Source organism: Nonomuraea sp. B208, from assembly GCF_057536035.1.
In genome coordinates this window covers 357,546-382,994 of record NZ_BAAJOU010000027.1, presented here as the reverse complement: position 1 = coordinate 382,994, position 25,449 = coordinate 357,546, and the positions used below count along the sequence as shown (strand labels likewise).

Below are 25,449 nucleotides of genomic sequence, written 5' to 3'. Positions count from 1 at the left end.
ATCATCGTGCAACCGAAGGTAGCGGTGGCGGTGCCCGGCTTCCCAGAGCGAGAAGCAGGTGTGGCGTCCGGCGGGTCGAGGAACCGGCGTAAGGGGCCACTACTTCTCACGATGTAGTCGCGGCGGAGTCCTGCTCCCCCGGTGCCAGGCAGAGGTGTCTTCCGAGGCAGGACGACCTCTGACCTGGTCGCGGGCCACGATGTCCGGCATGTACGCGATCCGACTCCACAGGAGATCAGCGCGCCGGCCCGGCCGGGGACGGTCCTCCCACCGTCACGGGCGGCCGAGTGGGGCCGGGGTGCGGAAAGCACGCTCGCTTTCATGGACGACGACGAAAGGACGAACGGCGTGAAGATGCAACTGATGGCATGGGCCGGTGCGGCCGTGCTGGGAGTCGGCGCGGGCACGGTGACCGCGGTGCCCGCCTCCGGCCAGACGGCAGTCGTGCCGGCCGGCGCCACGAGCTCGACGGCCGGCGTCGCGCCCGCGCGGCTGAAGTCCGCCCTGGACGACGTCCACCGCGCGGGCATGCCCGGTCTGTTCGCCGAGGTGCGCGCCAACGGGCAGGTGTGGCGCGGCGCCTCCGGGGTCGCCGATCTGAAGACCGGCCGTCCCGTCGCGCCCGGCATGCTGCATCGCGTCGGCAGCCTCGCCAAGACGTTCGTCGCCGCCGCGGTCCTGCAGCAGGTCGAGAAGGGGCGGGTCGAGCTCGACGCGCCCATCGGCCGCTATCTGCCGCGCCTGGTTCCTGGCGAACGCGGCAAGAAGATCACGGTGCGGATGCTGCTCAACCACACCAGCGGCATATCCGAGTACCTCGGCGTCGCGTTTCCGTCCCTCCAGAAGTTTCCCTCTCTGCCGGACATGTCGCCCAAGAGTCTGGACGACAACCGGTTCAGGCGGTTCACCCCGCGCGAGCTGATCGAGATGGGACTCAAAGCCCCCGCCGTCGGCACGCCCGGAGCCGCGCCAGGGGTGTACGCCAACACCAACTACCTGATCCTCGGCGAACTCCTGGAGAAGGTGACCGGCACCACCGCCGAGAACTACATCACCCGCAACGTCATCGAACGCGCCGGCCTGCGGCACACCATGTTCCCGACCGGGCCGCGGATCAAGGGACCGTATTCACGGATGTACGAGGCGTTCTTCGGCCTGATCGACCCGCCGCGCGACTACAGCGTCTACGACATGTCCTGGACGGGGGTGGGGGCGTCGCTGGTGTCGACCGTGGAGGACCTCAACCGGTTCTTCGGCCAGCTGCTCGCCGGCAGGATCGTCAAGCCGTCGTCGCTGGCCCAGATGCAGCGTACGGGCCCGGTCATCAGCCAGTCCGGGCAGAAGATCTCCTACGGTCTCGGCCTGCACGTTCTCGAGATTCCGGGTTGCGGCACCTTCTGGGGCAACGACGGGACGGTCTGGGGCGCCCAGACGGAGACCTGGATCCGCGCCGACGGCAGGCGTGGGATCTCCGTCGCGATGAACCTCGTACGGTGGAACAAGATGGATTCTTCGGGCACGCCGCAGCGCCACCCCATCGACGACGCGCTGTCGGCCCTGAAGCGGCAAGCGCTGTGCGGCGACGCGGACGCCCCTGCCGGGAACGCCTCATAGGACTCGCCCGACGCCGCCACCGAGTGGGTGTGCCGGGGACAGCGGAACCGCCCATCTCCTGGTCCCGCCTGCCCCGGCAGCCGCTGACATCGGCTACGGGGCCGGCGTCGGGCTCGTCCTCCACTGGTCGAGGTGGGCTTCGATGAACTCGCGTATCGGCGTGGGCTCGCGTCCGGTGATCTGCCTCACGACCGCCGAGAGTTCGCCGAAGCCGCCGTGTCGGACCCGGTGGTAGAGGTCGTCGAGAATGTCCGCCGTCCAGGGGTCGAGGCCGTGGAGGGTCTCCCGCGGGGGCGGGTCCTCGGCGCGGATCCGGTGGCCCAGGCACACGGAGAGCTCCCGCGCGACGGACGCGACCGGAACCGCCTCCGGGCCGGTGATCGTGTACGCCCGGCCGTGGTGATCCTCCGGCGCGCCGAGTGCGGCCACGGCGACGTCGGCGATGTCGCGTACGTCCACCCACGCGATCGGAGCACCACCCGAGGGCAGGCTCAGGACGTGGTCGTCCCGTATGGCGTCGCGATAGAACCGCGGATCGGTCAGGACCTGGTGGAACCAGGACGGACGGAGCAGTGTCCAGGAAGCGGCCCGAGAGACGACCGCGTCCTCGACCCGGCGCGTCCAATGGTCCGGCGAGAGGGCTTCGGCCCCCTGCTCCGACAGCAGCACGACATGCGCGGCCGGATTCACCTCGACCAGGCCGGCGACGAGTTCGGGAGCGGCGGGAAGGTCGGGGCGCATCAGGTAGATCGCGTCCGCGCCGGCGGCCGCCTCACGCCAGGTCGCCCGGTCGTGCCAGTCGAACCGGACCCCATCGGTCCCGGTCGCCGGCGCCCCGACGGGCTGCGACGACCCGGCGCGGACGAGGGTCCCGGAGCGGCGCAGCCGGGCGGCCACCTCGCGTCCTGTCTTGCCCCGGGCCCCGGTCACCAGCACCGTGCGGGTCATGCCTGCTCCTCGAGCCGGACGACGGCCTTGCCGACCGTGGCCGCCCCGCTGTGCAGCAGGCCCAGCAGGGCTTCGGGCACCCGCTCGATGCCGTCCAGCACCGTCTGCCGGTGGACGATCTCGCCCGAGCGCACCCAGGCGCCCACCTCGGCGCGGAAGGCGGGCATCTGGTCCTGGTGGTCGGTGACGAGGAAACCGCGCGCGGTCGCCCGCTTGGTGACCAGCTCGTACAGGTTCCGCACGCCGTACGGCTCCCGGCCGTCGTACTGGCTGGCCATCCCGCACAGGGCCAGCCGGGCGCCGACCCCGAGGTGGCCGATCGCGGCCTCCAGCTGGGCGCCGCCGACGTTGTCGAACACCACGTCGATGCCGTCCGGCGCGGCCTGGGCGAGGTGCTCACCGGCCGGCCCGTCGTGGTAGTCGAAGGCGGTGTCGAAACCGAGGTCGTCCACCAGGTGGCGTACCTTGGCGGCTGATCCCGCGCTGCCGATCACCCGCTTGGCCCCGCGCAGCCTGGCGAGCTGACCGGCGATGCTCCCGACCGCTCCGGCCGCTCCCGTGACGAACACCGTGTCGCCGGGTCGTACCGACGCCACCTGGGTGATGCCCAGCCACGCCGTCAGGCCCGTCACACCGAGCACCCCGAGGAAGACCTCGGCGGGCAGCTCGCCGGTGTCGAGCGGGACGATCCCGGCCGCGTCGGTCACGGTGGCCTCGCGCAGGCCCAGGAAGTGCTCGACCACCTGACCCGGCTTGACGCCGTCGGCGCGGGACTCGGCGACCACGCCGACCGCTGCGCCCTCCAGCGGCGCGTTCAGCGGGAACGGCGGGATGTAGGACGGACGGTCGTCCATCCGGCCACGCATGTACGGGTCCACCGACAGGTGTGTGTTGTGGATCAGGACCTGGCCGGGCCGCAACTCGGGGATCGGGGCTTCGACCAGCGCGAAGTCGTCGGCTGACGCCTGCGCCTGCGGCCGTCGGGTCAGGTGCCACTCTCGTGCTCGTCCCTTGCTGGTGACCATCGTCGGAACACTCCTTCGCCAGAAGCTTGATTCAATCAAGCACGTAGCTTGGCACAGATACTTGAGTGCATCAAGTTCTTGCTAGGATGGCGCCATGGCCATACCGACGGGCCCCGTCACCGCGTCAACGGACGCCGAACGGGCGATGTTCGACTTCGTTGACGCCTACGATCGCGCCTACGAGAACGCCGCCCTGGAGCACGGGCTGAGCGTGGCCCAAGCCTGCGTGCTCGGGCGGCTCGCCCGGCAGGTCGGGATGCGGGAGCTGGCCGACGAGCTCGGCTGCGACGCGTCCAACGTCACCCAGATCATCCGCAGGCTGGAGACTCGCGGCCTCGTCCGCCGTCAGCCTCACCCCGACGACCGCCGCTCCCGGCAGATCGTCCGGACCCCGGAGGGCGCCCTCCTCTACGCCGCCTTCGAGAAGTCCTTCGAGTTCGCCCGGTCCGCCGCCGCCAATCTGACCGCCCGCGAGCAGGACCAGCTGGCCGCTCTGCTCCGCAAGGCCCTCCACGGACCACGGGATCCGGACGCCTGACCGGACGGCCCCTCGTCCCCCATCCGAAAGGACCACTGTGCTCACCATCCGCCGCGCCACCCCTGACGACGCCCCCACCGTGTACGACCTCATCCACGGCCTCGCCGAGCACCAGGACCAGTCCTGGGGCGTCACGGTGCGCGTCGACGACCTGAAGCGGATGCTGGCCCGTCCGGAGATCACGTACCTGATCGCCGAGCGGGACGGCCGGGCCGTCGGCTACGTCTCCTGGCTGGAACGCGTCAGCTTCTGGTCCGGGCAGGACTACCTCCACCTGGACGACCTGTACGTGACCGCCGCCGAGCGGGGCCACGGCGTGGGCGAGCAGCTCATGCAGGCCGCAGCCGAAGCCGCCGGCGGCAAGGTGATCCGCTGGGAGGTCGCCGAGGCCAACACGGCCGCACACCGCTTCTACCAGCGCATCGGCGCCACCCTCACCAGCAAGAAGATCGCCCGCTGGCAGCCCGGCTGACCCGCGATCCCGCTGACGACCGGCTGCGCACCCCTGTCAGCGGCGCATCTGCGCGCTGTCAGCGCCGCTGACCATCATCGTCCTCAGTACCGATCACCCGACCCCGTAGCTGAGGAGAACCCGACATGATGACCTTCGCCGCGATCCTGCAACTGCTCGTCGCCCTGGCCTTCGTGAGCATCCCGCTGGTCCGTCACCGCTTCGGCGGCAGCGCGAAGGCGAACGCCGAGGCGGAGCTGCGTCGCCAGGGCGTTCCCGTCACCGTCCTGGCCGAGAACAAGCTCAGCTTCGACGCCAGCGGCCACGAGACGGCGGTCCCCCTCACCGTCGCCGGCGTCATGCTGGTCGTGGCCACGCTCAATCTGCTGGCGAACCCCTGGGGAGAGACGCTGACCTGGGTCTTCCAGTCGATCGTGCTCGCCGGCAACGTCCTCATCGTGTACAGCAACCTGACCGCGGCCAAGTCCGTCCAGGCCGCCTTCAGGCGCAAGGGCGACCCCGTGCTGCAGCGCATCGACGTCCGGGCGCTGCTCAACGCGGCGGAGAAGGGCTTCCCCGCCTGGGTGTGGGTCCTGCAGAACGTCCGGAACGTCGTGGTGTTCGCAGGCTCCACCCTGGCCCTGGCAGCGGCCGCGGTCGGGTAGCGGCCGGGTCACCGGGGTCCCGGGTCCTGTCCCTGGACCTCGGCCAGCCGGTCGATCGCCTGCTGCCGCGGCAGGTCGGCGCCCTCGCGATAGGCCGCGCGGTAGCCGTCCTCGCCCAGTCGCCCGACCAGCTCGCCGATCAGGGCGCGGATCTCGGGATCGCCGTGATCGAGCACTCCCTTGATCCTCTCGCTCATGCCCAGCGCGCCCGCCGCGCCCTTCGCGTCGCCCTCCAGGGCGAGCAGCCTGCCCAGCCACTCGCACGCGGTGGCGAGCTGGCCGGGGTTCCCGTAGGCGAAGGAGCCCCGCACGGCCTGCGGGAGCAGCACGCGCGCCCGCGCCGCCGCGCCCTCGGCCAGCAGGAGCGACACCCGTTCACCTGCGATCAGCCCCCGGACGATGTCCTCGGGCAGCGGCGTGCGATGGGCGAGGGTCTCCAGCCGGTCCAGCACCTGGTGGGCCCGCCGGTACTCGCCCGACCGGCGGAACACCGCCGCCTGATGGTTCATGAGCGTGGTCTCCAGGCGCCGCAGGCCGCGCTCTCCGGCCTGGCGCAGACCGGCCTCGATGTCCCGCAGGGCGCCGTCCAGGTCGCCGCTGCGGGCCCGGGCCGCCGCCAGCCGTCCCTTGGACCAGGCCAGGTGCTCCTCCGTGCCGAGCTCGGAGCTGATGACCACGGCCCGCTCGGCGGCCCCGATCGCCTGCTCGTAGTTGCCGCGGACGTCCTCGTCCATGCTGATGGCCAGCAGGGCCATCACCATCCCCCAGCGATCGCCGACCTGCTCGAAGGCCCGTAACGCCTCCCGCCGCTCCTGCGCGCCGGTGGTCATGTCCCCCTGCTGGGTACGGACGAAGTCCTGCGCCCACAACGCGCTGGCCCGTACCCACGGGTCGGGCGAGTTCAGCGCGTGCTCCAGCTCGGCCTGGCCCTGGTCGGCAGAGGCGAGCCGGGACAGCCGGAACAGCGGCACCGCCGGATGGAAGCTCAGCGCCCGCCGGTCCAGGCTGGGCGGCTGCCGATCCGCTCGCCCGTCGATCCCCACCCCCTGGACCACCTGGAAGGCCGCCCGCACGTCCGCCGGCAGCTCGTCGCCGAACGCCAGCACTTCGGTGACGTACGTCTCGAACTGGCGGCTCATGCCCCTGATGCCCCAGTACCAGAACAGCGCACGCACGAATCTCGACGTCGTGACCGCGTCGCGGGCGGCGAGCGCCCAACGCAGCGCGTGGATCAGGTTGTCGTGTTCCGCGTCGAACGCGCTGATCGCGCGGAGCTGCTCGCCGGTGCGCAGCAGCGGCTCGTGCTCCTCGGCGAAGGTCAGGAAATATTCGGACAGCCGCCGGGCGACGTCGTCTCCCGACTCGGCCAGCCGGTCCGCCATGTAGGCACGTACGGTCTCCAGCATGCGGTAACGTCCGGAAACCTCCTGAACGATGGACTTCTCCACCAGCGAGCCGATCACCTGCAGCACCTCGACGGCGGGAAGCGAATCGTCGGCGCAGATCGCCTCCAGCGCCGGCAGGTCCGCCCCGCCGGGGAACGCCGACAGCCGCCGGGCCAGCGTCCGCTCCGCGTCGTCCAGCAGGTCCCAGCTCCACTCGACCATGGCGAGCAGCGTGCGCTGGCGCGGAAGCGCGGTCCTGCTGCCCGAGGTCAGCAGCCTGAACCGGTCGTCGAGCCGCCGCACGATGTCCTTGACGCTCATCACGCGCAGTTTCGCGGCCGCCAGTTCGAGCGCCAGCGGCATGCCGTCGAGCCTGCGGCAGATCTCCACCACGTCGTCCACCGTGGTCTCGTCGAGGGCGAAGCCGGGCCGGACGCCACTCGCGCGGTCGGCGAAGAGCCGTACCGACGCCGCCTGCCCGGCCTCGGCCGGGTCGGTGTCGGCCGCGGGCAGGTCGAGCGGCCCGAGGTGGCACAGCGTCTCCCCGTTGATCGCGAGGGCTTCCCTGCTGGTGGCCAGGATCTTCAGGTTCGGGAGCCGTACGAGCAGTTGTTCGGCCAGGTCGGCGGCGGCCTCGACCAGGTGCTCGCAGTTGTCGAGGAGAAGCACGCCCCCGCCGGTGTCGAGCAGGTTCGCGACGCGGTCGAGCGGGGTGGCCTGCTGGAGCCGCCCGTTGTCGTAGAGGCGGCTGTCGGAGGAGCTGAGCACGCCGAGGACGGCGTCGGCCAGGCGGCCCGGCTCGCTCACGCCGGCCAGCGGCACGAACCACACGCGCTCGCGCAGCTCCGACGCGGCCTCCAGCGACAACCTCGTCTTGCCGGCGCCGCCAGGGCCGACGACGGTGACCAGCCGCCCCTCTTCCAGCAGCTCCGCCACCTGCCGCAGCTCGGCTTCCCGGCCGAAGAACCTGGTCAGCCGGGCGGGCAGGCGGCTCGGCTCGGCCTCCACCCGCGCCACCGGCCGGTCCAGCTCCCCGCGCAGCAGGGCGAGATGAACCTCCGCCAGCGCCCGTGAGGGGTCCACACCCAGCTCGTCGCCCAGCCTGGCCCGGATCTCCTCGTAGACCGCGAGCGCGTCCGACTGGCGTCCGGCCGCCGACAGGGCCCGCATCCTCAGCTCGGCCAGCCGTTCACTCAGCGGATGCTCGGAAGCCGCCGCGCCGAGGTCCGCCAGCACCTCCGCGTGCCGGCCGAGCCGCAGCTCGGCGTCGAAACGGTCCTCGGCCGCCCCGGCGAGCAGATGGTGCAGCCGGGTGGCGCTGTTACGGGCGAACGCGGCCTCCTGGACGTTCTCCAGCGCCCTCCCCCGCCACAGGCCGAGGGCGGCGCGCAACGCGGCGGCGGCCTCCTCGGGCCGGTTCGCGGCCAGCTCGCGCCGGCCCTGCGCGGCCAGATCCTCGAACCGGTACGCGTCCACGTCCTGAGCAGCCACCGGCAGCCGGTAACCGCCGGCCACCAGCTCCACCGTCCCCGCGTTGCCCAATGCCCTGCGCAACCGGGACACCAGCCCCTGCAGCGCGCTGGTGGCGCCCGCCGGCGGCTCGTCGTCCCACAAGTCGGCGATCAGCGCGTCCGCGCTCACCGGGCGACCGGCCGCCAGCGCGAGCCTGGCCAGCAGCGTTCGCAGCCGCAAGCCGCCGATGTCGATCGGTCTCCCGCCGGCGGCACATACCTCCACCGCGCCAAGCAGCACAATTCGCACCCCGAAAGCCTCTCAGACCCGCATCGAAGCCCGGCACTGCAAGACGGGTCAACGGCGCACCCGATAGCGCAGGTGAAGCACCCGGTTGCCCTGGATCACCACGTCAGGGTCCTCCAACAGGTGCTGGGCGTGGACCGACCCGAAGTAGCGCTTGCCGGACCCGAACACGACGGGTACGACGTCCATGCGCACCTCGTCGACCAGGCCCGCGGCCAGCACCTGGCCGCCGACGTCGCCGGCGGCGACCTCGATCAAGCGGTCGCCCGCGAGCTCCCGCGCCTTGGCCACGGCCGCCTCGACGCCGCCGACGAAGTGAAACGGCGCCTCGGCGTCCCAGCCCTGGGGCTGCGGCCGGTGCGTCACGACGACCACGTGTTCGATGCCGCTCGGCGGCTTGCCGCCCCAGCCGTCCGTCAGGTCGAAGACGTGGCGGCCGACGATCGTGACGCCGATCTGGTCCCAGTACGCGCGGGTGTAGTCGTAGGAGGTCCGCGACACCTTCAGCTGGCCGCTCTCGTCCAGCGGGACGTCACCGCTGGACAACCAGTCGAACAGCGGCCCGGGCTGGTCGTTCTCGTCCGCGACGAAGCCGTCCAACGACACCGAGCTGTACATGACGACCTTGCCCACGGACCTCTCCTCTGCTTCGGGGTGGCCCCAAGTTGGCGTGTCGTGAGCTGTCGCTCTTGTAAGAAATCAATCGGCCGGCAGCGGCCAGCCGTCCATCACGTGGCCGGGATGTTCACGCAGGAACCGCCGCCGGACCTCGACGTACCGGGTCGGCGTGAGCCCGGTGAACGCCCGGAACTCGTGGCCGAAGTGGGCCTGGTCGAAGTAGCCCGCGCCACCGGCGAGCTCGCCCCAGTCGATCGGCCCGGCGGGGTCGATCGCGAACACGGTGGCGGCGAAGCGGTGGGTGCGGGCCAGCCGCTTCGGCGTGACGCCGACGAGTTCCTTGAACCGCCGTGCCAGATGGGTGCTGCTGACACCGGCCGCCACGCTCAGGTCGCCGATCGCCACCGCCCCGCCGGCCGCCGCGATGACGCCGCTCGTGCGGCGGACCAGCTCCAGGCCGGCCGTCTCGCGCAGCCGTCGCATCAGCTCCTGCTCGAGCAGCGTCAGCATCTCGTACGGTCCGTCCGCCGCGGCCAGCCGCTCGCGCAGCTCAGCGATGGCGGCCCGGCCCCAGACCTGCTCCACCGTCACCGGCCGGTCACACAGCTCGGCCGCGGGCATCGGCAGGAACGGCGCCAGCCCCCACGGCTTGACGTGCGCGCCGACGGACCGGGTCCCCGGCGGATAGCCGAACTCGAAGGCGCGGGTGGGCGTGGTGACCACGCAGCCGTCGGCGTACTCGGCCGTCTCGATGTCGGCGCCGGCCCGGATGCGGAACGGCGCCCCGAGGTTGACGATGAGCAACGCCGCCGGCATCGGCGGCAGCGTCAGCCGCGCGTACGGCGGCGCGCCCTCCAGGTAGTAGAGGTCGTCGATGAACGCGTCCAGCGGCGGCCGCGGCGCTCTGGACACGTACTTCACGCCCCCAGTATCGCCGACGCACCTCCCGGGCGTCCTCGGCTGGAACATGCCGAGGCAGGTACGCGCGGCCCGCGCGCTGCTCACCAGGAACTGAGACGCCGCCGGCACGCTCGACAAGACGAGTGAAAGGCTTGGTCATCACTGGTCGAAAGCGTACGTTCTGACGTCTGTCGCCCTGTTGTCGTGCCTGTGGCGGGGAATTTCACGAAAGCCAGTTTTATGAGCCCTGGCCGGGAGGCATGGCATGGACACGAGTTTCGCGAATCTCGTGGAACGGGTCGGCCAGGCGGTTGACGTGGCCGGTGTCGCCCTCATCGTGCTGGGCGCCTTGATGGCCACCGTACGCTTCGCTCTCAGTGCCATCAGCCGGCAAGGGCCCTTCCACGACGCCTACCGGGGATATCGGCAGGGTTTGGGCCGAGCCATCCTGCTCGGATTGGAGTTCCTCGTGGCCGGTGACATCATCCGGACGGTGGCCGTGGCCCCCACCTTTGCCAGTGTCGGCGTCCTCGCGCTCATCGTGATAGTCCGGACCTTTCTCAGCTTCTCCTTGGAGATAGAGCTTGAGAACCGCCTGCCGTGGCAGACGCCCCCGCAACAGCGCATGAGCCGGCAAGGTTCTTGAGGGCGCGCCGGCCCGTCACCACCGTACGGGCAGCGTCCCGATGAAGCGGCCGAGTGCGCCCGCCAGGAGTCGGTGGTCGTGCAGCGACGGGTGCCAGTCGCAGCCGAGCAGGTCGAGCCCGAGGGCGTCGTTGTCGTAGTGGAGCGCCGACACCCGGGTGTCGCCCTGGCTGTTGCGCTCCCGGACGACCTGCTGGACGGAGTCCGCCAGCGGGGTGCCGGACATCGTCGGGTAGGTCAGCACGATGGACGTGCCGGGGCCGTACCGGAGGCGGAGCTTGGCCAGGAAGCCCAGGTAGGCGGCCCGGAAGTCGGCGGCGAGCGCGGCGGTGTCGGCCCACGGCTCGCCGGGGTTGAGCGGGGTGGAGAAGTCGTTGATGCCGAGGCCGACCACGACGACCTGCGGCCTCCAGGTCCTGGGCGGCTGCCAGGCCGCGGTGCCGGCCGCCTGGAGGGTGCGGTCGTAGTACGTGCGGAAGTCGGTGCCGGGGCTGCTGCCGTTGTAGTTGCGTACCATGCCCATCCCGGACCAGGCCGTGAGCTGGTGGTCGGCGTTCAGCGCGCGGGCGGTGAGGGCGCCGAAGGTCTGGTCGGCGTTGGAGTTGGGGTTGATCCCGCCGCTCGCCGAGCAGTCGCGGCTGGTCGACATGTTGCCGTAGCCGGCGGTCCAGGAGTCGCCGATGAACTCGATCTGCCGGGCGCGGGCGGCGGGCGGGGCGAGGACGCGGCCCCCTGGCGCGGCGACGAACCCACCGAACTCGCCGGGCGTCCACGGGCTCTCGGTCCGCTTGGCGAGGCGTACGGTGTGCACGCCGCCGCCGAGGCCGGTCACCCAGTGCGTGGTCCTGCCGGGCGTCCGCAGCGTGACCGGTGCGCCGCCGTCGATCTGGACGTCGTAGTCGTTGGCGGCGTCGTTCAGCTCGATCCCGACCCCGCTGCCCTGGAAGCGGCCCTCGAAGGTGACGCCCGGCCAGGTGTAGCGCACGCTGTCGCCCAGGTCCTCGACCCGGCCGGCGGTACGGGCACCGGCCGGGGTGTGGCCGGGGGCGACCGCCCGGCCGGTGACCGGCGAGATCCTTCCGGCGCACAGGCCGCGTTCGCGCAGGTCGGCGGCGATCCGCGGGATGGCCCGGACGGTGTTCGCGGGCCAGTCGTGCATGAGGATCACGTCGCCGGACCGCAGCTCCCTGGCCTTCGCCGCGATCTGGTCGGCGGTGGCGTTGTTCCAGTCCTGGGAGTCCACGTCGGCGTTGATCTCGGTGAGGCCGTGCCGGAGCTCCACCGCGCGCAGCCCCTCGTCGGTCTCCAGGTAGGGCGGGCGGAACAGGCGGGGCGTCGCGCCGGTGACCCGCGTGATGACGTCCTGGGTCCGGGAGATCTGCGCGTCCTGCTGCTCGGCGGTGAGCTGCGTCATGTGGGGGTGGTCCCAGCTGTGGTCGCCGATCCACATGCCGGCCCTGACCTGCTGCCTCGTCAGGTCCGGGTACGCCTCCACGTTCTGGCCGACGTTGAACATGGTGGCGCGCAGCCCGGCGGTTCTGAGGGCGGCCAGCAGGGCGGGGGTGTTGCCGGGGGTGGGCCCGTCGTCGAAGGTCAGCCCCACGTAGCCGGAGCAGGCGCGGCCGGGGGCGCCGGTGCCCGCCGAAGCCCACGCCCGCGGCGCGACCAGGGCCGCCGCGACGAGAGCAGCCACGAGAGCCGCCGCCACGAAGGCCGCGCTCCGCAGTCTCCACCACCGTAAGACGTGCACTGTCCACTCCTTTGGCCGACCGACACGAACGAAGGGGAACGTCTGCCGCCCCGCCCGGTTCTCACCGGATCGCGGCGATGGGGACGTTAAGGTGCCGGGCCGCACTCACGGGCGCAGAGGGGCAGAAGTGCGGCGAACGGTCGTCGGCGCTCTGCGAACGGTCGTTCCGCGCGCCTCGTCCGTGAAAGTTACCCGCGCCCGGCCCGTACCACCCTGTCGTCCCTGGCGGCCGGTTTCACCCCTCAGGCCGGGTCTTCCTCGCCTGCTGATCGCCTCACACTGGAAGCTGGAACCGTACACAAGGGAGAAATACCGCATGCGCACTCATCGGCTCGGGCACACCACGACAGAGGTCACCGAACTGGGCTTCGGGGGCGGGCCGCTGGGCGGCCTGTTCGAACCGCTGGATGACGACACCGCGGCGCAGGCGCTGACGGCCGCCTGGGACGCGGGGATCCGCTACTTCGACACCTCGCCGCACTACGGCATCGGGCACTCCGAGCGCCGCGTCGGTGAGCTGCTGCGCGGCAAGCCGCGGGCGGAGTTCACGTTGTCGACGAAGGTCGGGCGGCTGCTGGTCCCGCAGGATCCGATGGGCCGGATGGACGAGGGCTTCGCCGTGCCGGCCACCCACCGCCGGGTCTGGGACTTCTCACGTGACGGCATCCTGCGCAGCGTCGAGGACTCGCTGGCCCGCATGGGCGTCGACCGGATCGACGTGCTGTATCTGCACGATGCCGAGGAGCACTTCGAGGCCGCCCTGCGCGACGGGTATCCGGCGCTGGCCGAGTTGCGCGCCCAGGGCGTGGTCGGCGCCGTCGGCGCGGGCATGTACCACCCCGGCAAGCTGACCCGCCTGGTGCGGGAGACCGACGCGGACGTGATCATGCTGTCGGGCCGCTACACGCTGCTGGACCACACCGCCCTGGACGAGCTGCTGCCCGCCTGCGTCGAACGCTGCGTGTCGGTCCTGGCCGCCTCCGTCTTCAACTCCGGTCTGCTGGCGACCGACCGGCCTGCCGAGGGGGCCCGCTTCGACTACGCGCCCGCCGACCCGCAGCTGGTGGAACGGGTCAACCGCATCGCGGATGTCTGCGAGGCGCACGGGGTGACCGTCCCCCAGGCCGCCATGGCCTTCCCGCTGCGCCACCCCGCGGTCGCGGGCATCGTGGTCGGGATGCGCTCGGCGCAGGAGGTGCGGCTCAACACCGCCGCGTTCTCGGCCCACGTCCCGGCAGGGTTGTGGTCCGATCTGCGCGACGAGGGCCTGCTGGACGAACGCGCCCCGGTGGACGTGGCGCCCTGAGGCGCGGTCGGCGGCGGACTGCGCGAGTTGGCGCTTGATCAACTTGGCCGGGGATCAGTAGGGTTGGGCGCTTTCCTCCTCACCCCCCTCCCGGAGTGCCTCATGCGCCGCCATCGTTTCGGCCGGCTCGCCGCCGGTTTCGCGGCTCTCTACCTGGCCGCCGTGATCGTCCTTGCCGTCGTCGGACTGGTCACCGGCGACCTCGTCCCGCTGTGGCGAGTCGTCGCGGAACCGAACGGCTACACGGCGGACCAGATCCGGGCGTGGCCGTGGCTGGCCGCCCTGCTGGTGCCGATCGCGGCGGTGCAGGCGTGGGCGTACCGGGAGGTGTTGCGCGGGCGGCTGCGCGGGGAACCGGCGCGGAACGGCCGGGAGGTGCGACTGCTGCGGGCCGGTCTCTACGCCACGGTCGCGTACCTCCTGGCCTGGGAACTGCCGATCCCCTACCTGTGGTGGATGTCGCTGGTCGCCGATGTGATCGAGCTCGCGGTGATATGGCTGTTCTTCCGCGTGCTGTCGGGGACCATCCGCCGATGGCCGCGGGTGCTCATGCTCGTGACCGGCACGCTCAGCGTGGTGCACGACGTCGTCACCACCATCGGGTACGAGACGGGCAACTACCTCTTCTCCGGGCAGAACTGGACCTGGGCGCTGGACATCCTGTGGTCGCTGTGGCTGGTGTCGCTGTTGGTGGCGCAGGCACGGGATCCGCGTTGGAGCGGCGCGACGGTACGGGCCGGCGTGATCGCCGTCCTCTTCTCGCTCCTTTCGTCCGGCTCGATGTCGATCATCACGTTCGGCAGCCCGGACGAGGTGCCGTGGAAGCTGCTGATTCCCTCGCTGATGGGCGCGGTCTCGGTCTTCTCGCTGGTCTGGTGGGCGCGGTCCGCGCATGACCTAGGCACGCTCCAGCCTCCCGTCCCCCGGACGGAGCCCGTGCGGGCGCGGGCCAGGTGGTGGCCGCTGCCGGCCGTGGCGATCGTGCTCCCGCTGGTCCCCGCGGCCGTCAACCTCGCGCAGGGAGTGCCGTTCTGGCTCGGACCGAAGAACGTGCTGGGCGACGTCGTACGCGAGTACACCGGGGCGGAGGCCGCCGCGTACTGGTTCGCGCTCGACCTCCTCGTCGGCGTCGGCGCGCCGGCGGTGCTGATCCTGGTCGCCGTGCGGCGGCGGACGCGCACGTTGCTGCGCGCCACGACGCTGAGCCTGTTCCTGCTGGGCGGGGCCGGCGCCGTGAGCGCGTTCACCTCTGAGCACTCCACCTTCTTCGGGGAGCTGTGGCTCTACCCGGAAAGCCTCTACGTCGAGCCGGGCGCCACCGTCCCCTACGAGGGCGCCCAGCTCCTGTCCCCCGGCATCTCCCCGCTCTGGTACGCCCTCGCGCTCACCGCCTCCGGCCTCATCCTGCTCCTCCTGTACGCCGCCCCGCCCGCCCACCGCGTCCGCGGCCACGTCCTGCTGGCAGGGCTCGCCTCGGTCGTGATCCTGTGCCTGCTGCCCGCAGCGGACACGGCCCGCGGCCCCGTCACGGACTGCGCCTTGCCCGAGCCGTGGGAGATCGACACGGGCGAGGCGGAGCCGCGCGAGCTGACGGCCGAGCAGAAGTTCGTGTGCTCCCTGCGCGGCGAGTACGGCGCACGGGGCCTGCACGTGTTCCCCGGCACCACGCCCGACCAGGTCGTGCTCGCCTACGGGCGCCGCCTGTGCGGCGTCCACACCCGCAACGACCCACGGGAGCTGGCCCGGCTGAAGATCGACCGCGCGTCCCTCACCTATCCTCTGGCCGGCATCTGCCCCAGCGCCGCCACCATCGTCCAGGCCGCGAAGACCAAGCAGGACCAGGAGATCGCCGCGATGCAGGCCGATGCCCAAGCCATGTGCGACGCCACGCCGCGTCACCGTCCGCGCATCAGGCCGGCGCGGGCGATCCGGATGAAGGAGCCGCAGTGGACCGACTACGGGGTGCTGCAGACGTACGAAGGGGATGGAGAGGAGGAGACCGAGCCGGACCTGGACCCCGGCAACGGACTGGTCTCCTCCGCGCCCGGTGTCCTGGCTGTCATGACGCACTCCGACTTCGACCTCTGCGTCACCCTGGAGACCTACACCCGCCGGCCGCCCGTCGAGACCAAGGGCTGGGACAAGGTGGTCGAGGTCGGCTACTACAGCCCGGGCGGCGAGATCGTGCTCTACGACAACCTCAGCGGCACCGAGCTGCCCAACCTCGCCCTCAACGGGCGGAAGGGGCATTACCGCATCCGCGTGCACTACGCCTGGTTCCCCTGGAAGGGCGAGGCGCAGAGCGGGCAGCGGCTGCTGATCATGGCGTATCCCGGCAAGGGCGACAAGGAGATCGTCCACCGGAACCGGAAGTGACCTGGTTCTCCAACTGCCGAGGTTTCATCCGCTTTGGCGCTGATGGCGCTGCGGGCATTGCTGCGTTCGTCCGCGGGGGCGCCGGTCAGGTGCCGGTCAATCGGTGGCCAGGTCCCATGCCCGCACACGCCCGTGCGGCTCACCTTCTGCCGCTGGGTTGCCCCAGGTCAATAGTCGACCAGCGCTATGAGAGCGGCGCGGCATCGGTTATCTTGCGTGACTCTTGGTAGTCAGACATGTTCGTCAAGCAAGGTTGGCGCATCCTTGCCTCACAGATATCCAGGGGTTCTCAGGCATGTCAGGCATGTCAGGTGCGTTGCCTCGGTTCTACCGCCCTGAGCGTGCGGTGGGCGCCGATGAGTCGGTGTGGTGGGTGGTGGTCGATGAGGATTTCCGGTTGCATGCCGAGGCGTGCGCGTACCTGGCGGGGGTGCGCGGGGCGGGCCGCGCGTTCAACACCGAGAAGACGTACGCGGGCCGGATCGCCTTGTACTTGTCGTACTGCACCGGGCACGGCGTGGACTGGTCGAGCCCGAGCTTGGCGCAGCTGATGGCGATGATGCGGTGGCTGGTGGACGAGCCGATGCGGCCGCGCTCACGCAGGCCAGGAGCGACGGCGCGGTATCGCAGCGAGGGCACCGCGAACGCGATCATGGGACGGTGGGCGAGTTCCTGTCGTGGTGCTGCCTACAGGGATGGGTGCCACCGACGCTGGTTAACGCGCTGACTCAGCCGAAGTATCTGCGCTTTCTGCCCGCGGGCTTCGATGCGGGCGAGGACGGCCAGAACCGGACGGTGATGGCCCGCACGATCAAGTTCCGGGTCGCGGTCCCGGGTTATGAGTGGCTCTCAGATGAGGAGATCGGCGTGCTGCTCGGCCTGGCCCGGCACGCCCGCGACGTCTTCCTGCTCCAGCTCCTGGCAGAAACGGGTATGAGAATCGGTGAAGCCCTCGGTTTACGTCGCAAGGACATGCACCTGCTGCCGGACTCGCGGGTGCTGGGCTGCCGGCACGAAGGGCCGCACGTCCACGTCCATCGGCGGCTGAACGCCAACGGCGCGTTCGCCAAGGCGCGGCAGCCGCGGGCGATCCCGGTGGAGCGCGAGACGATCGAGGCGTATTCGCGCCACCAGTACGAGCGGGACGAGGTCGGCGAGGTCACCGGGGCCGACATGGGGTCGGACCTGGTGTTCGTCAATCTGTTCCATCCCCCACTGGGCGAGCCGATGAAGTACGCCAACACCTACGGACTGTTCTGCCGTCTGGCCGCCCGGGCCGGGTTCCGGGCCCGGCCGCACATGTTCCGGCACAGTGCGATCACGAAGATGCGGCGGGCCGGGGTCGACCGGCGGGTGGTCCAGGAGATCGCCGGTCACGTCTCGGCCGCGTCGCAGGACGTGTATTCCCACGTCACCGACTCCGACAAGCGCCAGGCCGTGGAGATGGTGGCCGCCGCGCGAAGGCAGGCGCGCTCGTGAATGAATCGGACGGCCTGATCGGTGGCGTGTCCGGCGGCGCCGTCGTCAACGTGATCGCTCTGCACGGCCCGGCCGACGAGGGCGGGGCGGTCCCGGCGCTGACGCCGGTCCAGGCCGCGGCCTGGACGGAGTGGCTGACGGCCAACACGCCGTCTGCCTGGCGGCCCGGCGAGTGGGACGCGGCGGCGCGGCTGTTCACCGGTGACGTCGACAACCGCTCCACGGTCGCCTACCGCTGCACGGTCGCGGCCTGCGGCCGGATCTCGCGCACTCAGGTTCTTGTGATCTGTGTGAGAAGGCGTTCGCCAAGTCGGAGCTGGCGATCGAGGAGTTCCGGGCCGGCTTCGTCCCTGACCGCAACCCGGTGATCGATGGGGTGGCCGTCCCTTGTGTCGTGGTGGCTTGTCTTCGGGACGGGGCGTTGTGGGGTTTGTGCGCCGCGCATGCTTCGCTGCGGCACAAAGACATGCTGCGTCGGCGCCCGGGCGCTGATGATCTCGTGGGGTGGGTGGCCGCCGCGACCCCCTACGAGCCGCTGCCGGCCTGTCTGGTCGGCGGCTGCCCGCGCGACGGGCGGCCGGGCTCGGGGATCTGCGACCTGCACACCCGGCGGCTGAATGCCGACGGCCTGGAGGAGGTGGGGGCGGCCTGGCTGGACCGCCAGGCCCCGTTCCTGATCGTCAACCAGTTCTCGCTGGCGCCGCTGGAACCCCTGGCGCGCGCCGAGGTGCTGTTCGTGCTGGCCACGCGGGACGCGCGGGCAGCGGCTGGATCCGACCGCGGTCCGCCAGTCGGTCGCGGTGCTGGCCAGGCATCGGGTCGCCTCGATCGCCGCCTTCAGCCTGGGTGCGCTTCCGCAGCGGGCCGCGGCAGGAGTCGATGCGCTGCTGCGCGAGATGTTCCGGGTGGTGGGGGCGGCGTTCGACCGGTTCTGCGGCGTGGATCCGGCGAACCGGCCGACGCTGGACCTGGCCGATCTCGGCGTCCGGGGCAAGAGCGGCAAGCCCACCGCCAGGCCCGGCGGCCTGGACATCTCGACGATCCGGCAGAGCTGGCTGCGGGAGATCCTGGTGGCCTGGATCTCGGAGAGCAAGCCGAAGACCGGCGAGGTTCGCCGGGCGCACAAGGCGGCCCAGACCGCGGCCCGGGCGCTGGACGCCCGGCCCGGCGGCGGGCTGGACATCACGGCGCTGGGCTTCGCCGACATGAACGCGGTCGTCGCGGGCTTTGAGCACCTGGTCAAGGCCGACGGAGACGACATGGGCTTCAAGCACAAGTCCAACCTGCTGTCGATGCGGTTCAAGGTGCTGGACTGGGGGCGGCTCACCGAACGCCTGGAGGGCATGCCGGCCTCCTTCGCGCGGCATCCCAGCCACGTCATCAAGCAGCCCGAGCCGAACGAGGACGAGATCGGCAAGGCCATCCCGGAGTCGGTGATCGCCCAGTTGAACGACCACACCGCGCTGCTCGGGCGGGGCATCCGCCACGGGCGGCTGAGCGCCGAGCAGGTCCACGCGATGGCGGTGGCGATCTATGAGCTGCTGCGCGACACCGGCCGCCGCCCCTATGAGATCGCGCAACTGTCGGTGGACTGCCTGGAAAGGACGGCGACGATTGGCAGCTGCGCTGGGACAACGGCAAGGGCTTTCGCAACGGGCGCCGGCTGCCCATCATGGCCGAGACGGTCGCCACCATCCACACCTGGCTGGCCGTCCGGCAGGTGATCGAGCTGCCGAGCGGGTCGGAAGAATTCCTGTTCCCGCCCGCGGGTGAGTTCGGGCAGGTCCGGCACCTGGAATCGGAGCAGATCTCGCCGATCATCCGGGCCTTCGCCGATGCCGTCCCGCAGCTGCTGGCCGAGGAGTTCGGCCCCGATGGGCGGCACCTGCCGTTCGACCGTTCGCTGATCTTCCCCTACGCGTTCCGGCACTCCTACTGCCAGCGGCACGCCGATGCGGGGGTGTCGATCGACGTGCTGCGCGAATTGATGGACCACCGGTCGGCCAACACCACGGCCGGCTACTACACCGTCTCCCTCAAGCGGAAGCGGGAGGCGATCAAGACGGTCTCCCGGCACGCCTTCGACCGCACCGGCCAATCCCGGCCGGCCTGCTCCGGCGTCACCTACGAGGCGCGGTCGGTGGCAGTGCCGTTCGGCCTCTGCGAGGAACCGGCCAACGTCAGGGCCGGCGGGAAGGCCTGCGTGATCCGCTTCCAGTGCGCCGCCATGCGGTACCTGATCACCGACGCTGGCCGCGCCGCGCTTGCCCCGGTCACCGGCAGAGGCAAAATCCGCAGGTCGGGATGCCGCTGGGTCAGCGAGTTTCTGGGAACGTCGGCTTCCTGGGCGAGAGCGACGATGGTGAGGGCGCCGGTGGAGCTCTGCGGGGTGCCGGCCAGGATGCGGTCCATGGCGGCGCGGATGCGCTCGCGTTCGTCGAGGGCGGGGCTCACGTCGTGGTCTCCTGCAGGGTGATCCGGGCGATCGAGGGCGACTATGACGACGACACATCGATCACGCGGTCGCGCAACCATCGGTGAGCAGGGTCCGTGTCGAGCCGGACGTGCCACATCAACGACACCGTCACCTTGGGAGCGTGGAAGGGCAACTCGAAGGAGCACATCCCTCGCCGCAGGTTAGCGGTGTGACGCTCTGGAACAGTGGCGACCAGGTCCGAGGCCTTCGCCAGCGCCAGCGCGGCGCTGAAGCCGTCTACGACCGTGACGACCTCCCGCTCGTGGCCTGTCGCGCGAAGGGCCTCATCCACCAGCCCCTCCGTCAGGCCACGCCGTGAGACGTGCACGTGCCGCGAGGAGGCATACCGGGCCGCCGTCACTTTTCCGGTGCTCAGTGGGTGCTCGCTTCGCACCACCCCGATGAAGTGGTCGGTGAACAGGGGCTCGCTCAGCACGTCGGGAGGCAGAGCGTGCTCGATGACGCCCGTCTCGAGGTCGACCATGCCCTCGCGCAGGGGAGCGGTGTCCTTCGTGGTTTTCTGCAGGAACCGCAGCCGCACGCCAGGCGCAACGCGGCCGACCTCCGCCACCAGGGCGGGTCCGAATCTCTCCACGAACCCATCGCTGCTGCGCAGGGCGAAAGTCCGCTCCAGCGTCGCCAGGTCGAGCCTCTCGGCCGGCCGGAGGACGGCTTCGGCCTCCTGGACCAGGGCGTGCACACGGTCGCGCAGTTCCACAGCGCGGGGCGTGGGCACCAGCCCTCGACCGGCTCGCACCAGCAGCGGGTCGCCCGTGGCCCGCCGCAGCCGCGCGAGCGCGCGACTCATCGCGGACGGGCTGAGCGCAAGCCGTTCACCCGCGCGCGTCACGCTGCCTTCCTCGAGCAGGACGTTGAGGGTGACCAGCAGGTTCAGATCGGGACGGACCATGTGCGAAGGATCTCACGGATCAGCTGGGGCATGGCGTTTCATGCACAAATGGCTTTCCATTTTTGCGTCTTCCGCCAGGTCAAAGCGCGATCTAGGTTCGTTGCGACCCCATCGCCCCGTCGACTCCAGGAAGAGGCCGTCATCGTGAGAGCAGCAGCCGAGCCCGAGCAGGCACCGCCTGCGCGCCGTCCGCCCCTGGCCTGGGCGCTCGCCGCGCTGTCGCTGTCCATGCTTCTGCCCTCGCTCGGCACCAGCATCGCCAACGTCGCCCTACCAACCATCGCTATGGCCTTCGACGCCGCCTTCAACGACGTCCAGTGGGTCGTGATCGCCTATCTCCTGGCCGTCACGACCCTGATCGTCGGCGCCGGCCGACTCGGCGACCTCGTCGGCCGGCGCCGCGTTCTGCTGGGTGGCATCGCCGTGTTCACGCTCGCGACACTGCTGAGCGGTCTCGCCCCGAACCTTCCGATCCTGGTCGTCGCCCGGGCGCTTCAAGGAGCCGGTGCTGCGTGCATGATGGCGCTGACCATGGCCCTCGTCGGCACGACGGTGCCCAGGGACCGCACCGGCAGGGTCATGGGGCTGCTCGGAACGATGTCGGCAGTCGGCACGGCGCTGGGGCCCGGCCTCGGTGGCGTCCTGATCACGGTCTTCGGCTGGCGTGCCATCTTCCTCGCCGTCGTGCCACTCGGCCTCCTCGCGCTCACGCTCACCTTCAGGATGCTGCCCGGCTCCGCGCCGGCAGTGATCTCCGTACGCGGGCGGTTCGACAGCGTGGGCACCGCGTTGCTGGCGGTCACGCTGGGGGCCTACGCGCTGGCCATGACGGTCGAGGGGAACTCCTTCGGCTCGCTCACCATCGGGTTGCTCGTCGCCTCGGGGGCGGGCCTCGCCCTGTTCGTCGTCACCGAGCGCCGGGTCTCATCCCCACTGCTCACCCTGTCGATGTTCCGTGACCCCGGTCTCGCCGCCGGGCTGACGACGAGCGCCCTGGTCTCGACCGTCATGATGACCACTCTCGTCGTAGGGCCCTTCCATCTGGCCTGGGCGCTCGGCCTCGACCCGGCCTTCGTCGGCCTGGTGATGTCGGCAGGCCCCGCCGTATCCGCCCTCACCGGCGTCCCGGCGGGCCGCGCCACCGATCGTTTCGGAGCCGGGACCATGGTGGTGGTCGGGCTCGCCGGCATCATCAGCGGCGCCGTGGCGCTCTCCTTGATGCCCACGGCTGCCGGGGTCATAGGGTACGTCCTGCCCCTGGTCGTCGTCACCGCCGGCTACGCCCTGTTCCAGGCGGCCAACAACACCGCGGTGATGAAGGACGTCTCCCCGCACCGGCGTGGCCTGCTGTCGGGCACGCTGAACCTCTCCCGCAACCTCGGGCTCATGACCGGCGCGTCGGTCATGGGAGCCGTCTTCGCCTTCGCCGCAGGCGCGAGCGACGTCAGCACCGCCACGTCGGCGGAGGTGGCTCGCGGAACGCGCTGGACCTTCGCCGTCGCGGCCCTCCTCGTGGCCTTCGGGCTGGCCGTGGTCCTGGGCCTCCGGTGTCGTGCCGGCTCTCACCCGGCGACAGCGCCGACGCCCCATCACAGTGACCTCGGTTGACGACCGAGCCGGGCCCGTGATGGAGCGCAGGCTGAGCGGCCGCACTCCTCCTACCCCGGACGCGTACGAGTTCTACGCCGGACGCGTCCGAGGAGTGCGCCACGATCACTTCTCCCGGCGCCGTTGCACTCCCACTGCTTCAGCGGAGTGCCGGCCCCGCCCCAACATTCGGGCTCTCCTACCGGTCCATGATCGTGGCGCTCTTAGCCGGAAGCCAGCTGATGGAAGACAACCCCGAGGAGTACGCGACGTTCTCCGCCCGGGTATGCCCCCCCAGCACGCAACGCGGCCGACGCCGTCCTGGCCGCAGCCCACGAGCTCGAAATCGAACCAGCCGCCGCCCTGGCCGGTAAGGGCACGCCCGCTCAACCACCTGCCAGCCGGACCCCCTTCTTCGCCGGCCCGCACGATCATCTGGCGCGGTCATCTGGTGCTGGCGCCGCCCAGCGCCAGACAGACGAATCAGCTGCGGCCAACCTACTTGCCTTACGTGCCTTAACGACCTTCAAGCGGCTGACCAGCTAGTTCGCTTGACAACCCCAGATAACGAAGGCTCCGCCTGCGGGGGCGTGGGCATAACCGGTGTCCGACGGCCGTGTGGCTTCCCGCTTGAGGTAACGGATCGCCACGCGGGCGCCATGGGTGGCGAGCACCCGGCTGATCGCCGTGCCGATGCCGCCCACCCCTGCGGCGACCAGGACGTTCTGGCCTGCCAGGCCGGGGTCGATCGCGTCAGGAGACCTTGGACGAGGCTGCCGCCCAGGTGTTGCAGGAGGCCGGGTCGGCGGTGCGGAAACCGGCCTTGACCCATCGCTTGCGGTTGGCGGCCTTGCCGTACTCGGCGGAGTCTTGGTAGTAGGACGCCGTGACCCTCTCCCAGTCCCTCGCGGTCTTGCCCGGCAGCGGCCAGACGCTCTTGACGAAGGCCGCGCCCAGGCATGCTGCCTGCAGGTACAGGCGCCGCCTCTGTTCGAGGTACTCGGCCTTGCTGCCGGCTCTGAGGTCCTCGCCGGCGTCGTAGAGACCGGCCAGCTTCTGCACGTGGTAACCGTAGGTGGCGGCGATCGTGTGGAAGAGGTCGAGGCCGGTGACGGGTCCGAGAAGCCAGTACTCGCCGATCTTGAAGGACAGCGTGCGGTCCCAGTCGCAGTACCACACCGTGGACGGCTGGATCGTCTCGCCGTCCTCGGACGCGCAGTAGTTCTTGGGCAGGCGGGTCACGAATCGCACCTTGACCGGCTCATAGGGCAGGCCGGCCTCCTTCAGGTGCTGTCCCCACGTGTTCTCCAGGCAGCGCAGGGCCTCGTTGATGTACGTACGGGCCTCGGCGGGCCTCACGGGCTCGTCCGGCAGGTCGTCACAGGTCGTGGTGGGCAGCGGCCCGGCCTGGTACAACGCGTTCTTGACGAGCACGGGGTTCTTCACGGGATACGCCGAGGCGTGCGCGGCCGCCGTGGCGGTCAAGGGGGTGAGGAGGGCGCAGGCGAGTGCCGCGATCTTGAGGGGCTTCACGACGGGTGAGAATAGGGCTTGCGGGGTTGGAGCGCCATATCGATACCGGCCTGGGGCTGGAGCCATTGATCCGCGACGCACGCCGCTGCTTCCTCCGACGGTGAGCGGGGCGGTGGCGCACCAGGTGGCGAGACGAGGTGCCCTACCCGTAGAGCATGCGCCGTGGCGCATCCCGGCACCGCCCACACGGGAAGAGCGCGGCGAGGGCGGTCGCCGTGCAGATGCGCCCGCTCGCCAGGCAGCAGGTCCTCGCACACCCCTGCATCATCGGGATAACGATGCGCGGTCGCGGATGATTCAGGGCTCAAGATTGTCGCCGCTGTCGGGCATGATCACCTGCCATGAAACAAGCACTCCTCACCATCGCGGCCCTCTCCGCGCTGACCGTGCCCGCGCTGCCCGCACACGCGGCACCCAAGGACCCGGTCAAAGCCCTGAAAGCCACGATCGTGCCCGGGCACGGCGTGCGGTACACCGGCAGCGTCACGTGGAAGGACGGCACCGACGAGCGGGGCGCCCGCGACCTCAAGGGCGCCTTCCAGTTCGGCAAGAAGGGCGTCGCCGCCTTCGACATCACCAGGAAGGACGGCGACGAAGAGCAACGCGTCATCGGCATCGGCAAGACTGGCTACTATTCCGGCGGCATGATCGGCGGCCTGCTGCCCGAGGGCAAGATTTGGTACAAGGAAAAGAACCGCGGCATGCCCGACTCGTGGTCGCAGTTCATCAACCCGGCAGAGACGAAGACCCTGGCCCGGCTGCTCAAGAACGGCACGACCAAAGGCGACACCGTCTCCGGCTCGATCACCATCAAGGAGCTCAAGGCGGTCTCGACCTGGGTGTCCGCCGCCAGGATCGGCAACGAGCACGACAGCGTGAAGATCTCCTACACGCTCACCCTGTCCTCGGCGGGCCTGGTCAACCGGGTGACATCCACCTACGCGTTGACAGAGGACGGCACCATCTACACCACTACCGTGGACACCCGCTATACCGGGTGGGGCAGCAAGGTGTCGATCAAAGCGCCGGCGCCCTCCACCGTGACCACCAAGATTCGCTGACCTGATGTCAGTCGACCTCCCACCAACGTCCGTCCTTTCCCGGCCGCCGTCGTGACCATCTTCTTCGGCTGATTCAGCATCGTCATGTCTGGACACTGGGCCGAGGCCGAAGGCGGCGCTACAAGGTGCCCGTGACGGTCATCAGCCCGCCGAGCAACTGCCTATCGGGCACGGGGATCGCATGCCTGGTCGTGATCTCAGTGTGGGGCCTGCCACCGACGGGTTTGTGATGGCCCGGATGCGGGCTCGGCGACGGGCGGCGTCATCGCTGAGCCCAGGCGCTGGTCCTGATCCTTTCCACAGGCACCCTCACCGCCTCGGTGGAGTCCTATCGACCCCAGCATGCGAGCTGGTAACCCATGGGCAGCCTCCCAGGAATGACCCGCCACCGGTCGTTCTCCGTTTTGTCAGTCTGCTCCTCCAT

At 70.6% G+C, this 25,449-nt stretch carries 22 protein-coding genes; 13 read left to right on the top strand and 9 right to left on the bottom strand.

All coding sequences use genetic code 11. The annotated features are described in order from the left end of the window. The first annotated feature begins 321 nt into the window (after positions 1-321). Entirely contained in the window at positions 322-1,614 is a 1,293-nt protein-coding gene (locus tag AC27IY_RS33325; RefSeq protein WP_487180370.1) for a serine hydrolase domain-containing protein, read from the top strand. Between the two features lie 93 nt (positions 1,615-1,707). Here the strand turns inward: AC27IY_RS33325 and AC27IY_RS33320 are convergent, their stop codons facing one another. Together AC27IY_RS33320 and AC27IY_RS33315 are read right to left on the bottom strand one after the other, a co-directional pair. Then, positions 1,708-2,562 (bottom strand): NAD(P)H-binding protein, encoded by an 855-nt coding sequence (locus AC27IY_RS33320; protein WP_487180369.1) that lies wholly within the window; start codon positions 2,560-2,562, stop codon positions 1,708-1,710. Then, entirely contained in the window at positions 2,559-3,587 is a 1,029-nt protein-coding gene (locus AC27IY_RS33315) for an NADP-dependent oxidoreductase (protein ID WP_487180368.1), read from the bottom strand. Before AC27IY_RS33315 ends, AC27IY_RS33320 begins: the two co-directional genes overlap by 4 nt. 94 nt (positions 3,588-3,681) lie before the next feature. Between AC27IY_RS33315 and AC27IY_RS33310 the strand changes: the two genes are divergently transcribed. The 3 genes from AC27IY_RS33310 (at position 3,682) to AC27IY_RS33300 (ending at position 5,241) form a co-directional block, all read left to right on the top strand. After that, on the top strand, positions 3,682-4,125 hold the full coding sequence (locus tag AC27IY_RS33310) for a MarR family winged helix-turn-helix transcriptional regulator (RefSeq protein WP_487180367.1): 444 nt from the start codon (positions 3,682-3,684) through the stop codon (positions 4,123-4,125). Between the two features lie 37 nt (positions 4,126-4,162). Further along, the gene (locus AC27IY_RS33305) at positions 4,163-4,597 is read left to right on the top strand and encodes a GNAT family N-acetyltransferase (RefSeq protein WP_487180366.1); all 435 of its coding nucleotides are present in this window, start codon (positions 4,163-4,165) and stop codon (positions 4,595-4,597) included. A 125-nt stretch (positions 4,598-4,722) separates the two neighbouring features. Then, positions 4,723-5,241 carry a hypothetical protein gene (locus tag AC27IY_RS33300; protein WP_487180365.1) on the top strand — a complete coding sequence of 173 codons (519 nt, stop codon included), beginning with the start codon at positions 4,723-4,725 and terminating at the stop codon, positions 5,239-5,241. Positions 5,242-5,249: 8 nt separating this feature from the next. Here the strand turns inward: AC27IY_RS33300 and AC27IY_RS33295 are convergent, their stop codons facing one another. The 3 genes from AC27IY_RS33295 to AC27IY_RS33285 all read right to left on the bottom strand — a co-directional run bounded on the left by AC27IY_RS33295 (position 5,250) and on the right by AC27IY_RS33285 (position 9,923). Next, positions 5,250-8,318, bottom strand: coding sequence for an ATP-binding protein (locus AC27IY_RS33295; RefSeq protein ID WP_487180363.1), 3,069 nt, complete (start codon positions 8,316-8,318; stop codon positions 5,250-5,252). Between the two features lie 117 nt (positions 8,319-8,435). Further along, positions 8,436-9,017, bottom strand: coding sequence for a dihydrofolate reductase family protein (locus AC27IY_RS33290; RefSeq protein ID WP_487180362.1), 582 nt, complete (start codon positions 9,015-9,017; stop codon positions 8,436-8,438). A 66-nt stretch (positions 9,018-9,083) separates the two neighbouring features. Next, positions 9,084-9,923 (bottom strand): AraC family transcriptional regulator, encoded by an 840-nt coding sequence (locus tag AC27IY_RS33285; protein ID WP_487180361.1) that lies wholly within the window; start codon positions 9,921-9,923, stop codon positions 9,084-9,086. A gap of 244 nt (positions 9,924-10,167) precedes the next feature. On the opposite strand from AC27IY_RS33285, the gene AC27IY_RS33280 reads away from it, so the two are divergent. Beyond that, positions 10,168-10,548 (top strand): DUF1622 domain-containing protein, encoded by a 381-nt coding sequence (locus AC27IY_RS33280; RefSeq protein WP_364446833.1) that lies wholly within the window; start codon positions 10,168-10,170, stop codon positions 10,546-10,548. 15 nt (positions 10,549-10,563) lie between these two features. Here AC27IY_RS33280 and AC27IY_RS33275 read toward each other — a convergent pair whose 3' ends face one another. Continuing rightward, positions 10,564-12,297, bottom strand: coding sequence for a polysaccharide deacetylase family protein (locus AC27IY_RS33275; RefSeq protein ID WP_487180360.1), 1,734 nt, complete (start codon positions 12,295-12,297; stop codon positions 10,564-10,566). A gap of 316 nt (positions 12,298-12,613) precedes the next feature. Between AC27IY_RS33275 and AC27IY_RS33270 the strand changes: the two genes are divergently transcribed. Together AC27IY_RS33270 and AC27IY_RS33265 are read left to right on the top strand one after the other, a co-directional pair. Further along, on the top strand, positions 12,614-13,603 hold the full coding sequence (locus AC27IY_RS33270) for an aldo/keto reductase (RefSeq protein WP_487180359.1): 990 nt from the start codon (positions 12,614-12,616) through the stop codon (positions 13,601-13,603). Between the two features lie 102 nt (positions 13,604-13,705). Further along, positions 13,706-15,979 carry a hypothetical protein gene (locus AC27IY_RS33265; RefSeq protein WP_487180358.1) on the top strand — a complete coding sequence of 758 codons (2,274 nt, stop codon included), beginning with the start codon at positions 13,706-13,708 and terminating at the stop codon, positions 15,977-15,979. A 327-nt stretch (positions 15,980-16,306) separates the two neighbouring features. On the opposite strand, the gene AC27IY_RS33260 is transcribed toward AC27IY_RS33265, so the two are convergent. After that, positions 16,307-16,633, bottom strand: a complete 327-nt coding sequence (locus AC27IY_RS33260) for a hypothetical protein (RefSeq protein ID WP_487180357.1) — start codon at positions 16,631-16,633, stop codon at positions 16,307-16,309. Between the two features lie 6 nt (positions 16,634-16,639). Between AC27IY_RS33260 and AC27IY_RS33255 the strand changes: the two genes are divergently transcribed. The 4 genes from AC27IY_RS33255 (at position 16,640) to AC27IY_RS33240 (ending at position 19,934) form a co-directional block, all read left to right on the top strand. Further along, on the top strand, positions 16,640-17,458 hold the full coding sequence (locus AC27IY_RS33255; RefSeq protein WP_487180356.1) for a tyrosine-type recombinase/integrase: 819 nt from the start codon (positions 16,640-16,642) through the stop codon (positions 17,456-17,458). After that, on the top strand, positions 17,455-17,826 hold the full coding sequence (locus AC27IY_RS33250; RefSeq protein WP_487180355.1) for a hypothetical protein: 372 nt from the start codon (positions 17,455-17,457) through the stop codon (positions 17,824-17,826). Before AC27IY_RS33255 ends, AC27IY_RS33250 begins: the two co-directional genes overlap by 4 nt. A gap of 432 nt (positions 17,827-18,258) precedes the next feature. Beyond that, positions 18,259-19,182: a hypothetical protein gene (locus AC27IY_RS33245; protein ID WP_487180354.1), complete on the top strand. Its 924-nt coding sequence runs from the start codon at positions 18,259-18,261 to the stop codon at positions 19,180-19,182. Beyond that, a complete protein-coding gene (locus tag AC27IY_RS33240; RefSeq protein WP_487180353.1) occupies positions 19,131-19,934 on the top strand; it encodes a hypothetical protein in 804 nt (267 codons plus the stop codon). Before AC27IY_RS33245 ends, AC27IY_RS33240 begins: the two co-directional genes overlap by 52 nt. 19 nt (positions 19,935-19,953) lie before the next feature. Here AC27IY_RS33240 and AC27IY_RS33235 read toward each other — a convergent pair whose 3' ends face one another. Then, the gene (locus tag AC27IY_RS33235) at positions 19,954-20,844 is read right to left on the bottom strand and encodes a LysR family transcriptional regulator (RefSeq protein ID WP_487180352.1); all 891 of its coding nucleotides are present in this window, start codon (positions 20,842-20,844) and stop codon (positions 19,954-19,956) included. Positions 20,845-20,988: 144 nt separating this feature from the next. Here AC27IY_RS33235 and AC27IY_RS33230 point away from each other — a divergent pair, with 144 nt between their 5' ends. Continuing rightward, positions 20,989-22,452 (top strand): MFS transporter, encoded by a 1,464-nt coding sequence (locus AC27IY_RS33230; RefSeq protein ID WP_487180351.1) that lies wholly within the window; start codon positions 20,989-20,991, stop codon positions 22,450-22,452. Between the two features lie 732 nt (positions 22,453-23,184). Here the strand turns inward: AC27IY_RS33230 and AC27IY_RS33225 are convergent. Beyond that, positions 23,185-23,964, bottom strand: a complete 780-nt coding sequence (locus tag AC27IY_RS33225) for a neutral zinc metallopeptidase (RefSeq protein ID WP_487180350.1) — start codon at positions 23,962-23,964, stop codon at positions 23,185-23,187. A gap of 341 nt (positions 23,965-24,305) precedes the next feature. Here AC27IY_RS33225 and AC27IY_RS33220 point away from each other — a divergent pair, with 341 nt between their 5' ends. After that, on the top strand, positions 24,306-25,025 hold the full coding sequence (locus AC27IY_RS33220) for a hypothetical protein (protein WP_487180349.1): 720 nt from the start codon (positions 24,306-24,308) through the stop codon (positions 25,023-25,025). The last annotated feature ends 424 nt before the right edge of the window (positions 25,026-25,449 follow it).